Below are 12,990 nucleotides of genomic sequence, written 5' to 3'. Positions count from 1 at the left end.
AGACAATAACAATACCTATCGCAACCGGCGTTCCCCAGCCTCTTTTTACTCTACTTAACGGATGGTTATATGACTTATGTGATTTTACACGCCCTGGCGCCGATCTTTGTGATTATGCTGTTGGGTTACTACGCCGGCAAAGCGAAAATGGTCGACAACACCAATGTTTCGCTGCTGAATGTGTATGTGATGGATTTCGCCTTACCGGCCGCGCTGTTTAGCGCCACGGTACAAACGCCCTGGCGGGGCATCATCGGCCAGTCGCCGTTGGTGCTGTTGCTGACGTTATCCATGTGGATTGCTTATGCGGCGCTTTATTTTATCTGTACCAAGGTGTTCAAAAAATCCCCCCAGGATGCGGCGGTATTGACTCTCACCGTCGCCCTGCCGAATTATGCCGCCTTGGGCCTGCCAATATTAAACAGCGTGTTGGGCGAGGGTTCCGCCACATCGTTATCGGTGGCGGTATCCATCGCCTGCGGCTCGGTATTGATGACGCCGTTCTGCCTGTTGATTCTCGAACGGGAAAAAGCGCGGGCCAGCGGCGAAAACCGTGGATCAAGCCTGGCGCTGCTGCCGGTACTGATGTGGCGTTCAATTAAAAAGCCCATCGTCTGGGGGCCGTTGCTGGGGGTAGTGTTGTCGGCGCTGGGCCTGTCCATGCCGGATATCGTTCTGTCCGCCATCAAACCCCTGGGGTTGTCCGCGACCGCCTCCGCACTGTTTCTGACCGGGGTAATCCTGTCGGCCCGCCGGTTGAAAATCAATGGTCCGGTACTGCTTTCCTGCGTTACTAAAAATATCATACAGCCGTTTATTGCCATGGGGTTGGTGGCGGCGTTCGGTATCAGTGGCCGGGTAGCCATCACGGCGGTGCTTATGATTGCCCTGTCGGCAGGGTTTTTCGGTATTGTCTTCGGTAACCGGTTCGGCGTGCAGTCGCCGGATGCCGAAGCCACTTTGTTGATAAGCTCGGTATTGTGTGTTCTGACCTTGCCGTTGTTTATCACGTTAACCGCCGGAATGTAACGGCGGGAGGGATTATGCATCAGCCCGAACCCCATGACCTGCTGTGGCTAGGCGATGCGCGGGACCTGTCTTTTCCCGCGCCGCCCCCGGATTGGGTAACGCGCGCCTGGTCGCCGGTATGGCCGGTGGTGGTACGCAGGGATAGGGGACCGGCGGGATTTATCCCGGTGGGTATACGGGGCGCGCAACGACGTGAACGGGTCGCGGCCTGGGTCGCCGTTGAGCATGTTCGCCGTGTGGTTACGCCGGAAATGCTGGTCCGGCAGTGGATAAACACTCCCGCCGGTCAAAACGACGAACTGCCGGTATTGCGCGCGTTGCGCCATGTCGCCCGGCAGAAGTGGCCTTGGGCATGGGGGGTGACCGGCAGTTGCGGCTATATGCTGGCCACTGGCATACGGGTGTGCCGGGCGGACAGCGACCTGGATCTGCTTATTCGTTGCCCACGGCCATTGCCGGCGGCCGATGCGGCGTCATTGGCCGTAATGCTGCCCGCTTTACCCTGTCGGGCGGATATCCAACTGGAAACGCCCTTGGGGGGGTGCGCGCTGGTGGAATGGCTCAGAGGCGGCAAGGTTATGGTGAAGACCGCCACGGGTCCGTTACTGACCGACAATCCCTGGCCGTGGGCAGAACAATCGGCGGCAGGGCATCGCTAGCCGGCCGCGGCGACAGGCATCGCCATGTCGAGGCGGCATCGTTGGGGCCACGAGGAGGATCTGATGAAAATTCTGCTGACGTTTCCGGGCCAGGGAGCCCAAACCCCCGGCATGCTGCATCGACTGCCGGAGGATGAGGAAAGTCTGCGACTGCTTGAATGCGCCTCGGACGTGCTGGGCAAACCGGCGCTGGATTTGGATGACGCCCAGGCGTTGCGATCCACCCGCGCTGTGCAACTCTGCCTGTATATCGCCGGCGTCATCCACGCACGCCGGCTGTTGCGGGCCGGCGTCGTTGCCGATTACACCAGCGGATTATCCATCGGCGCCTTTCCCGCGGCGGTGGTCGCCGGCGCGCTGGACTATGAGGCGGGGTTGCGACTGGTGGCGCTGCGCGGCGAGCTGATGGAGCGCGCTTATCCCGCCGGCTACGGCCTCTCGGCCATCACCGGATTGTCTCGGGTTATGCTGGAGGGGATGATTTCCCGGGTCCATGGCCCCGACCGCCCGGTCTATCTGGCCAACCTGAATGCGGATGATCAGTTTGTGATAGCCGGCAGCGAGCCGGCCATGGCTGAAGTCTGCGAGCAGGCGATGGCACAGGGCGCGGCCCGCGCGCAGCGCCTGGCGGTGGCCGTGCCGTCCCATTGCGCGTTGCTGGATAAACCGGCTGAAGCGCTGGCCGAAGCGTTCGCTTCGGTTGAGCTGCGGCGTCCGACGCTGAACTATCTCAGCGGCAGCACCGGCCGCGTACTCGTCCAGCCGAAGCGTATCGCCGAGGACCTGGCGATGAACATGGCACGACCGGTTCACTGGCAGGATGCCATGCTAAGCGCCTATCAACGGGATGTCCGGCTGGCAATCGAAATGCCGCCCGGCGCGGTATTGACCGGCCTCACCAAAAGGGTAATGGAGCAGGGCGAGGCGGTGGCATTCAGCCAGAATTCCCTATCGCTCATCCTCGGGCTGGCCCGGCGGCTTAAGTCGGAAGATCGTTGAGGATAACGCATTGTTCCGTTACGGCGGACCGCGCCGAACCGGCGTGGTAATGATTGAGGGTATACATCCTCCCTTCCGCCACCAGCGCCAGCAAATCAGGATCGTGCTCGCGGGCGTGGGCGAAGACCAGCGCGATGGTCTGTTTCATTTGATAGGGCGTCGCCAGGGGCAATAGCCGCAGGGAGGCGCCGTAAATCCCCCTGACGCGTCCCGGCAGCAATGTGCAACCCACGCCGGCCTGCACCAGGTTTATCATTGAGAAAATATCGTTAACCTGGGTGACCATCTGAGGTTCGAAGCCGGCAATGTGGAAGGCTTCCTTGAAGCCCTGATAAGTGGCGAACCCTTCGGTCAGCGAAACGAACTTTTCATTGCGAAAGTCGCGCAAATCCGCCGGTCCGGCAACCTGATGGGCCGACTCTTTCGGGGTGGCCAGGAAGATGTCATCATCGAATAGCGGCAACGTCTCGAAACGGGACGGGTCGATTTCACTGTCGCTCACCGAAATCAAAATGGCGTCCAATCGCTGATCCTCCAGCCGTACCAGCAAGTCCTGATTCGAGCCCATGAGCAGCTCCAGCTCCAGGTTCGGCCGGCGTAGCTTCAATCCCATAATCAGGCGCGGCACCGTATCCAGGGTTAATGAATACATGGTCCCCAATCGCAGCCGGCCTTGGCCGATGCCGCCGCGCTTGCGGGTTTCCCCAACGCCCCGCTGCATCAAGTCCACGACTTCGCGGGCGTATTCGGCCAGGGTTTCGGCGGCAGGCAGCGGTGTGAGATTACGGCCCTGATGAATAAACAGCGGGCAGCGAACGCTCTCTTCCAGCGTGTGCAGCGCGCGGTGTACGCTGACCGCGCTCAAGCCCAGCTGTTCAGCGGCGCGGCCGATATTAAGCTTATCCATAAACGCCAGGAAAATTTCCAATTTGCGAAAAGTAATATCGTTGTCGATCATATCGAATCGCCATTCCATTCAGGGCGCAGCCGTATCCGCCAGCCAGTAGAATTGGTAGGGATCCAGCGATAGCGGATCCCCGCCGGCGATATCCCGGCCGCGAATGACGTCCCGGTAATGCCCCTGCGGCAACGGCAGTGAGACGGTTTTGCCACTCAGGTTAAAGACACAGAGCATGTGTTGCCGTTCATGCCGCCGGTAAAAGACCAGTAAGGTATTGTCGCTATCCTGCACTTCCATGGCGGCGTCCGGGTGAAAGGCCGGCTGCTGGCGACGCGTCTGGATCAGCCCGCTCAGGCGGTGGAAAATACGCGAACGCAGCGATGTTTCATCCTGTAATGCCGCCTCAATCTCCTTGAGCGGATATTTTTCCCGGTTGACCGCCCGATTATGGCCGGCGGCCTTGACCCCTTCGTAATCGTTGCGCGAGCCGAGAATGCTCTGAATATAAACGGCGGGCACGCCGGGAAACGCCAGCAAGATGGCGTGCGCCAGCAAAAAGCGCCGCAGGCGGGTGTCGTCATTGTCTTTGCGCAGATTGAGCGCGTCAAGATAAGTCACATTAATTTCGTAAGGGCTGGTGGTGCCGTCGGTATTTTGCTTATAGGACACCAGCGCGCCCTCGGCTTCCAGGTCGCGCACCAGATTATCGATTTCCACCTCCGGCAGGATGCCCCGTAGCGGGTTCATGCCGATACCGTCATGGGAGGCGAGAAAATTAAGGAACGTCGTGTCCTTCCGGCCTGTTTCCAAGGAAGCCGCCCAATGGCGCAACGCGCGACTGCTGCCGTTATGGATGGCGTGCAGCACCAGTGGCGGCAAAGGAAACTGGTACACCATCTGCGCCTCGTCGCGACCGTCGCCGAAGTAACTGATGTTGTCCTTATGCGGTACATTGGTTTCGGTAATGATGACGGTTCCCGGCGCCACCTCGTTGGCGATGGCGCGAAACAATTTGACCAGCAGATGGGTTTTGGGCAGATGAATGCAGCGGGTGCCCAGCTCTTTCCATAAATAGCCCACGGCATCCAACCGGATGTAATCCGCCCCTTGCGTCAGGTAGTGCAGCAGTACGCCGATGATGCCGATAAGAACGCGGGGATTGGCAAAGTTCAAATCCACCTGATCAGCGCTAAAGGTCGTCCAGAGGTAGCGCGTTTCCTCATTATTCAGGGTAAACGGCGTTAGCAGAGGCGAGGTTCTCGGACGCGTGACGGTGCTCAAGTCGGTGGCGGGGGGCAGGGCGATAAAATAGTTCTCGTATTCGGTCTGCTGTTGCAGATAGCCCGCCAGCCATTTGCTGTGGGCTGAAATGTGGTTGCAGACGAAATCGAACATCAACCGCGTAGACTCATGCAAGGCGCTGATGTGCTGCCAACTGCCGGCAATAGGGTTCACCTGGTGGTAATCGATAACCGAAAAACCGTCGTCGGATGAGTAGGGATAAAACGGCAGGAGATGGACCAGATTAAATGTATTTCTCAATCGTTGATCGAAGAAGCGGGTCAGGGTGGCGAGCGTCGGCTGCTCGGCCTCCATAAACTGATCAGCGTAGGTTATCAGCATAACGTCTTTCTGATCCCAGTGGGCTTTTCGCGATTGCTGCAACGTCGACTTGGCAAAGCTGACTTGGCTTTTGATGGTATCCAGTTGCGCCTGAGTGATGGACGAGGCGTAAATCTCTTCAAGTAAGCGGGTGATGGCTTCCATCATTGTACCTTGTTGATGCGACGACATCCTCATGCAGTGCGTTCCCGACGAAGGCGTCGCTTACCTGCCGCCGTGGTGCAACTTGAATGATCCGGCCTATACGCGCGCCATGCCCCGAAGTTGCGGCGCTTATCCACGAACGATGCCCCGTGAGCACGGATGCCCTTGGCGACACGGGCGAGGGTCCGGGAAAACCGGCAACGTGAAAGACGACGGGTATCACCGTGGCATTCAAGCCCTGTTGTCAATGTAGCCATTGGCGGCGAAAGCGCAAATCAATTTGTCCGCGCCGCCGGCGAAAACATGAATTCACGGGATGAAGGGGACATTTTTCGGAAAATGATCCGGTCGGGTGCTTTTGATAGCCCGAGGGCCGTCATACACACGTGTTTGTCCGGGTGGCGGACGGCCGCCATTGATAAACAGGCGGATATATCCGCGTAGAGGACGGGCACTGACGGCATCCCGCGCAGGTCTTCGCCGTTGACCGCGGGGTGGGCTCCACGCGTTCGGCATGACCCATCGCCACCAATTGCTCCAGCATGGCGCCGGCCATCGCCACGGACATATTCAATCGGGCGCTTAATCCGGCGGCGTTGGCCCGGCCGCACAGGGCCAACGCGTCGCGCAACTGTAACAGACCGGAACCCATTATTCGCCGCCCTGATGGCACGTCATTCTGGATGACGGGCGGCATGCCGGCGCCGCCGTGGCCTTATCGCGCAAACGCCGTCCGAGCAGGTAAAGCGTCAGTATCATCAGACCGTTGACGGTCATTATCAGCAATATGGCCATCGAGCTCGTCCACGGTTGTTCCGGTAAAATGGCCGCCTGGTAAAACAGGGCCGATAGCGAATAAGCGATGCTGATACTCCAGACTATGGATAACAACATCCATTTTCGGTTGCTCTCCCGGGCGATAGCGCCCATCACTGAGATACAGGGCATATAGAGCAACACGAATATCAGGTAACCGTAGGCGGCCGACGCGCCGCCGAATTTTTCGCCCAGGGCGACCATTGCGCCAGGCGTTAATTCAGCGTCGCCCCGACTGGCGCCGATGGGATTGACCAGCCAAGTCGGGACGGCCAGCGCGTGAAGCTGCCGACCGGTCTCCGTCAGCGCTTCGCCAAGCCGTCTTGTCAAATCGAATTGCCCGGGATCGAATGCCGCCCCGGCCGGGGCTTGCGCGCCGTAAAGTTGATTAAGCGCGCCGATCACCACTTCTTTGGCCAGCACGCCGGACATCAATCCCACTGTCGCCTGCCAATTGTCCCCACGCACCCCCAAGGGAGACAGTAGCGGCGTGAGGGTTCTGCCCACCGATGCCAGCGCCGACTGTTCTATGGCGTCGGTCGCCGCGCCGCGCAAGGTGAAGCCGCTCAACAAGCCAATCATGACGCCGGCGGCGATAATGACTTTTCCCGCCCGCAGCAAAAAGGTTTTCAACCGCTGCCAGGTCTGCGGCAGCAGATTTGTCAGGCGCGGCAGATGATATGTCGGCAGTTCCATGATGAACGGCGGCGCCTCGCCGCGCAGCAGGGTCGCCTTTAGCAGCAATCCGGTCAGAACGGCGGTGGCGATACCCAGCAGATAGAGGGAAAACACCAGCGCCGCGCCATGATGTTCAAAAAAGGCCGCGGCGAAGACGGCGAAAATCGCCAGCCTCGCCCCGCAGGACATAAACGGCGCCATCATCATGGTTATCAACCGTTCCCGCGCGGTATCCAGGGTCCGGGTCGCCATGACCGCCGGCACATTGCAGCCGAAACCGATAATCAGCGGCACGAAGGATTTGCCCGGCAGGCCGAGCGCCCGCATCAGGCGATCCATAACGAAAGCGGCGCGGGCCATATAACCGGTATCTTCCAGTAATGACAGAAACAGGTACATCAGGCCGATTTGCGGTATCAGCGGCAACAGGGTGCCAATACCGCAACCCACCCCTTGCGCCAGCAATCGGGTCAGCCGGTCGGGGACATGCAGCAGGTGGCCGAGCCATTGAACGCCGTCAATAAACAATGCCGCCGAGCCCAGTTCGAATAATGGCTTGAATGCGCCCCCGACATTGATGGCCAGCACGAACATCAGATACATCACCAGCAGAAAACAGGGAATGCCGAGCCAGCGGTTGAGCGCCAGCGCGTCGAGTCGCCGTGTGAGTAGGCAGGTTTCGCCACGGCCGCTGGCGACGGATTGGCAGATGTCGTCGATGGCGCGATAACGGCAATCGGCGATGACCAGCGCCGGATCTTCACTTAATCCGTCTGCCAGTTCGGTCCGCACGCGCTCCTCTCTTCGGGGGGCCGCGTCCGGCCGAAGACCGGTATTTTCCCCCTGTTCCAGGCGATGCAAGGCGGTCCGGGGCTCAGGTTGTCCGGCGGCGCATGAATCCGGATGAGAGGCCAAAACGGCGGCGGCGGCGAGAATGGCCGGCGGGTACTCCACTGGCGGCGGGGGCGGATGCCCGATAGGCCGGACGATCGCCTGTTTCAGCTCGGCGATCCCCTGTCCGATATCCGCCACCAACGGTATTACCGGGCAACCCAGCCGGCGGGAGAGGGCGGCCGGATCGACAAAGATGCGCTGTCGGCGGGCGATATCCAGCATATTGAGCGCCAGAACGCAGGGAATGCGCAATTCAAGTAACTGCAAAGTGAGATAAAGATTACGTTCCAGGTTGGCGGCGTCAATCACATTGATGAGCCTATCGGCCTGGCGCGCCAGGAGATAATCCCGGGCGATGCCTTCGTCCGGCGATGTTTGCGCATGGGGCGTCGCCAATGAGTAGGTGCCGGGTAAATCTATAAGGGTAATATGCCGCCGACCGACCTGGATATCGCCTTCTTTCCGCTCGACCGTCACGCCGGCCCAATTACCGACGCGTTGCCGGTTGCCGGTCAGTTGATTGAACAAGGTCGTTTTACCGGCATTGGGGTTGCCAATGAGTGCGATAATAAGCTTATTCATATCCAGCGGGACATCCGTGATGAAATTAAGATCGGAAAGGCATATTTATGATGCCTGTGTTTACTCGTCATATTTGAGATTGCCTTTGTGGGCCGCGCTCGCTTGCCGCCGCGATGCCACTCGACATATTTAGAGTATATCCACAATCAATTGAGACAGATCCTTTTTCCGTAGAAATAAATGTGTCCGGCGAATTTCAATTTGCAAGGGATCGCCCAATGGCGCGACACGTACCACTTGGAATTGCGCGCCGGGCAAGAGCCCCATGGATAACAGTTTTTGCCGGTAGGCCGGCGCAATACCGGTTTCATAACCGGTAATAAGGTAATGCCGGCGCGATAAAAATTGCATATCGTCTTCTTTCTGGTTAAACAGGAATGAAAACCTATCAAAAAAATCGATGGCGCATTTTTATCATCAATGAGATTCATTTGCAAATGAAAATTCTTTTTAAATAAATTCGATGATAAGCGAATATTAATTTATTGAAATTATATTTATAACCTAATATTTGTATCATGCTCTAAATATGTCGAATGGCATCGCGGCGGGACGGTCGCGCCCCGCCGTAACCCGGTTACCGTTTTTTGCCGAACGCGGCGGCCAGGGCATCGCCCAAGGCGCTATTGCCGGCGGGGGCGCCGTTGCCCTGGCGGTGTTTTCCCGCCGGCCTGGTGGGGCCGTCGCGCCGCTTATCGCCGTTGTCCCGCCGGGGGGCGGTTTCCCCCGGTTGCTCGTCGAGGCGCATGGATAACGCGATACGTTTACGGGGCAAGTCCACATCCATCACCTTGACCTTGACGATATCGCCGGCTTTCACCACCTTATGCGGGTCATCCACATAATGCGCGGCCAGCGATGAGATATGCACCAGACCGTCCTGATGCACGCCGATATCCACGAAGGCGCCGAAATTGGTCACATTGGTGACCGTGCCTTCCAGCACCATGCCCTGAGTCAGGTCCTGTAACGTTTCCACGCCCTCGGCGAACGTGGCCGTTTTGAATTCCGGGCGAGGATCGCGACCCGGCTTTTCCAGTTCTTTGAGGATATCCGTGACGGTGGGCAATCCGACCCGATCATCGATAAACCGCGCCGGATCCAGCGCGCGCACCGCGACGGCGTTGCCCATTAGGACATCCAGGGAGAGGCGCGAGGCTTCAAGAATGCGTTCCACCACCGGATAGCTTTCCGGGTGCACGGTGGACGCGTCCAGGGGATTATCGCCATGATTGATGCGCAGAAAACCGGCGCATTGCTCGAAAGCCTTCGGCCCCAGCCGACCGATTTTCAGCAACTGGCCGCGATGGCGAAAACGGCCGTTTTCATCGCGCCAGTTAACGATGTTTTGCGCCATTGGCCGGGTCAGCCCGGCCACTCTGGCCAGCAAAGGCACCGATGCGGTATTCAAATCTACGCCGACGGCGTTTACGCAATCCTCCACCACCGTATCGAGTTTTTTCGCCAACAGGCTCTGGCTGACATCGTGCTGGTATTGGCCAACGCCGATGGACTTGGGATCGATTTTAACCAGCTCCGCCAGGGGGTCTTGCAACCGGCGGGCGATGGACACCGCACCGCGCAGCGAAACATCCAGTTCAGGGAATTCCTGCGCCGCCAGCTCGGAAGCCGAATAGACCGAGGCGCCCGCCTCGCTGACGATCACTTTTTGCGCGGTCACGGCGGGGTAATGCTCCTTGACCTGGGCAAAAAACCGTTCCGTTTCCCGCGAGGCGGTACCATTGCCGATGGCCACCAGTTCCACATGGTGCTTTTGGCACAGCGCCGCTACCGAAGCGGCGGCTTTGGCGGTCTGACCGGTGTGGGGATAAATGGTGTCGGTGGCGACCAGTTTGCCGGTGGCATCCACCACCGCTACCTTGACCCCGGTCCGCAATCCCGGATCCAGGCCCATGGTGGGCCGCAGGCCTGCCGGCGCGGCCATCATTAAATCATGCAGGTTGCGGGCGAACACCAAAATGGCTTCTTCCTCGGCTTTTTCCCGAATGGCGCCCAGCAGCTCGGTTTCCATATGCAGCGAAATTTTGATGCGCCAGGTCCAGTTCACCACCGCTTTACGCCAGGCGTCGGCCGGCGCCTGATTAAACCGGACCCGCAGGTGCTCGGCTATCATTTGCTCGCAATAGCTTTCGCGCGGCGGCTCATCGCTATGCGGGTCGGCGTCGAGGGAAAGCGTCAATATCCCTTCATTACGGCCGCGAAACATGGCCAGCGCCCGATGTGAGGGCACCTGCGACAACGGTTCCCGATGCGCGAAGTAATCACGGAATTTCGCGCCTTCCTCGTCTTTGCCGTCGATGACCCGCGAGACAAGATAGGCGTTTTTCCATAAATATTGGCGGATTTTAGCCAGCAGGGCGGCATCTTCGGCAAACCGCTCCATCAGAATATAACGGGCGCCGTCCAACGCGGCTTTGACATCGGCCACGCCTTTTTGGGCATCGATATACTCCATCGCCGCCGTTTCCGGTTGCCTGTCCGGGTTTTGCCACAATGCCTCGGCCAACGGTTCGAGTCCGGCTTCAATGGCGATCTGGCCGCGGGTACGCCGCTTGAGTTTATAAGGAAGATAAAGATCCTCCAGCTCGGTTTTGCTCAACGTGGCATTGATGGCGGCGGCCAGCGGTTCGGTCAGTTTGCCCTGGTCCTCGATGGATTTCAGAATTGTCTGTCGCCGGTCTTCCAGTTCCCGCAGATAGCCGAGGCGGGTCTCCAATTGACGCAGTTGGGTATCGTCCAATCCGCCGGTGACTTCTTTGCGGTACCGGGCGATGAAGGGGACGGTATTCCCTTCATCCAACAAGCGGATTGCGGCGTCGATTTGCTCGGGGCGGGCTTGCAACTCCGTGGCGATAAGGCGATTTAAGGATTCGTTTAACATACTGTTCAATCGTCATTACGTTATAAGGAACTTTCGCAGAGGACAGTTATACGGATTGCGCCGGCAAAATGCCAGCCGCACGCATAAATGCGCCGATAACATTGCTTGCTATCGAACGTCCCGAAGGATCCCTCGGCCGGCGACTATGGTATATTTTCCCCGACCGAGAGTTTACCGCGCGCATGATACGACACGATGAAAACAAATCTTGTTACCCGTCAGGGCTATGAGGAGCTCCAAGCCGAACTGGATCACCTCTGGAAGCGTTACCGTCCGGAAATCACCGAAAAAGTGGCCTGGGCCGCCAGCCTGGGCGATCGTAGCGAGAACGCCGATTACCACTATAACAAAAAGATTCTGCGGGAAATCGATCGCCGGGTACGCTATTTGCGTAAAGTGCTGAAAGAAGCGCGGGTGGTGGATTATTCGCCCCAACAGGAGGGCCGGGTCTTTTTCGGCGCCTGGGTGGAGGTCGAAAACGACCAGGGAGAAAAACTCAATTTTCGCATCGTCGGGCCGGACGAGATCTTTAAGCATAAATCCTACATTTCCATTGATTCTCCCATGGCGCGGGCGCTGATTAAAAAAGCGGTGGATGATGAGGCGGTGGTGAATGCGCCAGGCGGACCGAAGACCTGGTATATCAACAAAATCGCCTATCAATCCGAAGCGCTATAGTGCGATTGTTTGAACGGTACTGACCATTAGCCTACGGTGGCACAGGTGTGAGCGGCGAAAAGGATTTGTCTGTTAAATGACGGTAAACTTAATCAGGCGCATCGGGAGCCGTATTGTCCACGGACCGCGCCTTTCGAGCGTAAATTGTGGATAAAAACCTTCCGGCACCAGCCGGTCATGGCGTATAAGGCGTTTTGCCGGCCTAAAGTGTGGATAACTACGTATTTCCATATGCTTTGTAACAATTTTGCTTAGAATATACACCTGAAACCACTGTCCGTGCCTTGCGGGTTTCTGAACAATACGCTTACGGGCATATCGCCTTTGGGAGAAAAGAGAAATGCAAGAGAATTACAAAATCCTGGTCGTGGACGACGATATGCGTTTGCGGGCATTGCTAGAGCGATATTTGACAGAACAGGGTTTCCAGGTGCGTAGCGTCGCTAATGCCGAACAAATGGATCGCTTGCTGACCCGCGAGTCTTTCCATCTGATGGTGCTGGATCTGATGTTGCCGGGGGAAGACGGTTTGTCGATTTGCCGCCGTTTGCGCAGCCAAAGCAACCCGATGCCGATCATCATGGTCACGGCCAAAGGAGAGGAAGTGGACCGGATCGTCGGGTTGGAAATCGGCGCCGACGATTATATCCCCAAGCCGTTTAATCCCCGCGAGCTGTTGGCGCGCATTCGCGCCGTTTTGCGGCGCCAGGCCAACGAATTGCCGGGCGCGCCCTCCCAGGAAGAAGCCATTATCGCTTTCGGTAAATTCAAATTGAATCTGGGTACCCGCGAAATGTTCCGCGAGGACGAACCGATGCCGCTGACCAGTGGGGAATTCGCCGTACTCAAGGCGCTGGTCAGTCATCCCCGCGAGCCCCTGTCCCGCGACAAACTGATGAACCTGGCCCGCGGCCGCGAATACAGCGCCATGGAGCGCTCCATTGATGTGCAGATCTCCCGCCTGCGCAGGATGGTGGAGGAGGATCCCGCCCATCCCCGTTATATCCAGACAGTATGGGGCCTGGGATACGTCTTTGTGCCGGACGGCAGTAAAGCATGAGGCGATGGCGCTTTTCACCGCGCAG

At 58.2% G+C, this 12,990-nt stretch carries 11 protein-coding genes; 5 read left to right on the top strand and 6 right to left on the bottom strand.

What is annotated here, in order from left to right; genetic code table 11:
• Positions 1-69 precede the first annotated feature (69 nt).
• The 3 genes from FCN80_RS15980 (at position 70) to mdcH (ending at position 2,687) form a co-directional block, all read left to right on the top strand.
• Complete coding sequence (locus tag FCN80_RS15980; RefSeq protein WP_136991169.1) at positions 70-1,029, top strand: AEC family transporter; 960 nt, start codon at positions 70-72, stop codon at positions 1,027-1,029.
• A gap of 14 nt (positions 1,030-1,043) precedes the next feature.
• The gene (locus FCN80_RS15975) at positions 1,044-1,688 is read left to right on the top strand and encodes a malonate decarboxylase holo-ACP synthase (protein WP_136991168.1); all 645 of its coding nucleotides are present in this window, start codon (positions 1,044-1,046) and stop codon (positions 1,686-1,688) included.
• Positions 1,689-1,751: 63 nt separating this feature from the next.
• The gene (gene mdcH, locus FCN80_RS15970; RefSeq protein WP_136991167.1) at positions 1,752-2,687 is read left to right on the top strand and encodes a malonate decarboxylase subunit epsilon; all 936 of its coding nucleotides are present in this window, start codon (positions 1,752-1,754) and stop codon (positions 2,685-2,687) included.
• Here mdcH and FCN80_RS15965 read toward each other — a convergent pair.
• The 6 genes from FCN80_RS15965 to FCN80_RS15940 form a co-directional block, all read right to left on the bottom strand.
• Positions 2,668-3,645 carry a LysR family transcriptional regulator gene (locus FCN80_RS15965; protein WP_136991166.1) on the bottom strand — a complete coding sequence of 326 codons (978 nt, stop codon included), beginning with the start codon at positions 3,643-3,645 and terminating at the stop codon, positions 2,668-2,670. The two genes, mdcH and FCN80_RS15965, sit on opposite strands and share 20 nt — an antisense overlap.
• Positions 3,646-3,663: 18 nt before the next feature.
• Positions 3,664-5,358 (bottom strand): alpha-amylase family glycosyl hydrolase, encoded by a 1,695-nt coding sequence (locus FCN80_RS15960; protein ID WP_170975417.1) that lies wholly within the window; start codon positions 5,356-5,358, stop codon positions 3,664-3,666.
• A gap of 373 nt (positions 5,359-5,731) precedes the next feature.
• Positions 5,732-6,007, bottom strand: coding sequence for a FeoC-like transcriptional regulator (locus FCN80_RS15955; protein WP_136991164.1), 276 nt, complete (start codon positions 6,005-6,007; stop codon positions 5,732-5,734).
• Positions 6,007-8,325, bottom strand: a complete 2,319-nt coding sequence (gene feoB / locus FCN80_RS15950; RefSeq protein WP_136991163.1) for a Fe(2+) transporter permease subunit FeoB — start codon at positions 8,323-8,325, stop codon at positions 6,007-6,009. The genes FCN80_RS15955 and feoB overlap by 1 nt, the downstream gene beginning before the upstream one ends.
• A 129-nt stretch (positions 8,326-8,454) precedes the next feature.
• Positions 8,455-8,676: a ferrous iron transporter A gene (gene feoA / locus FCN80_RS15945; protein WP_136991162.1), complete on the bottom strand. Its 222-nt coding sequence runs from the start codon at positions 8,674-8,676 to the stop codon at positions 8,455-8,457.
• A gap of 226 nt (positions 8,677-8,902) precedes the next feature.
• Positions 8,903-11,227 carry a Tex family protein gene (locus FCN80_RS15940; protein ID WP_136991161.1) on the bottom strand — a complete coding sequence of 775 codons (2,325 nt, stop codon included), beginning with the start codon at positions 11,225-11,227 and terminating at the stop codon, positions 8,903-8,905.
• Positions 11,228-11,422: 195 nt separating this feature from the next.
• Between FCN80_RS15940 and greB the strand changes: the two genes are divergently transcribed.
• Positions 11,423-11,905, top strand: coding sequence for a transcription elongation factor GreB (gene greB / locus FCN80_RS15935; RefSeq protein WP_136991160.1), 483 nt, complete (start codon positions 11,423-11,425; stop codon positions 11,903-11,905).
• Positions 11,906-12,245: 340 nt separating this feature from the next.
• Complete coding sequence (gene ompR, locus FCN80_RS15930) at positions 12,246-12,965, top strand: osmolarity response regulator transcription factor OmpR (RefSeq protein WP_003853014.1); 720 nt, start codon at positions 12,246-12,248, stop codon at positions 12,963-12,965.
• The last annotated feature ends 25 nt before the right edge of the window (positions 12,966-12,990 follow it).

This window comes from Martelella alba (genome assembly GCF_005217455.1).
In the GTDB taxonomy this organism is placed as follows: domain Bacteria; phylum Pseudomonadota; class Gammaproteobacteria; order Enterobacterales; family Enterobacteriaceae; genus Acerihabitans.
The sequence above is the reverse complement of the archived record's forward strand: the minus strand, read 5'-3'. Positions and strand labels throughout refer to the sequence as shown.

Bases quoted from the DNA above. Each gene is read 5' to 3' on its own strand.
- FCN80_RS15980 (WP_136991169.1), top strand. From the start codon at position 70: ATGACTTATGTGATTTTACACGCCCTGGCGCCGATCTTTGTGATTATG.
- FCN80_RS15975 (WP_136991168.1), top strand. From the start codon at position 1,044: ATGCATCAGCCCGAACCCCATGACCTGCTGTGGCTAGGCGATGCGCGG.
- mdcH (WP_136991167.1), top strand. From the start codon at position 1,752: ATGAAAATTCTGCTGACGTTTCCGGGCCAGGGAGCCCAAACCCCCGGC.
- FCN80_RS15965 (WP_136991166.1), bottom strand. From the start codon at position 3,645: ATGATCGACAACGATATTACTTTTCGCAAATTGGAAATTTTCCTGGCG.
- FCN80_RS15960 (WP_170975417.1), bottom strand. From the start codon at position 5,358: ATGATGGAAGCCATCACCCGCTTACTTGAAGAGATTTACGCCTCGTCC.
- FCN80_RS15955 (WP_136991164.1), bottom strand. From the start codon at position 6,007: ATGGGTTCCGGTCTGTTACAGTTGCGCGACGCGTTGGCCCTGTGCGGC.
- feoB (WP_136991163.1), bottom strand. From the start codon at position 8,325: ATGAATAAGCTTATTATCGCACTCATTGGCAACCCCAATGCCGGTAAA.
- feoA (WP_136991162.1), bottom strand. From the start codon at position 8,676: ATGCAATTTTTATCGCGCCGGCATTACCTTATTACCGGTTATGAAACC.
- FCN80_RS15940 (WP_136991161.1), bottom strand. From the start codon at position 11,227: ATGTTAAACGAATCCTTAAATCGCCTTATCGCCACGGAGTTGCAAGCC.
- greB (WP_136991160.1), top strand. From the start codon at position 11,423: ATGAAAACAAATCTTGTTACCCGTCAGGGCTATGAGGAGCTCCAAGCC.
- ompR (WP_003853014.1), top strand. From the start codon at position 12,246: ATGCAAGAGAATTACAAAATCCTGGTCGTGGACGACGATATGCGTTTG.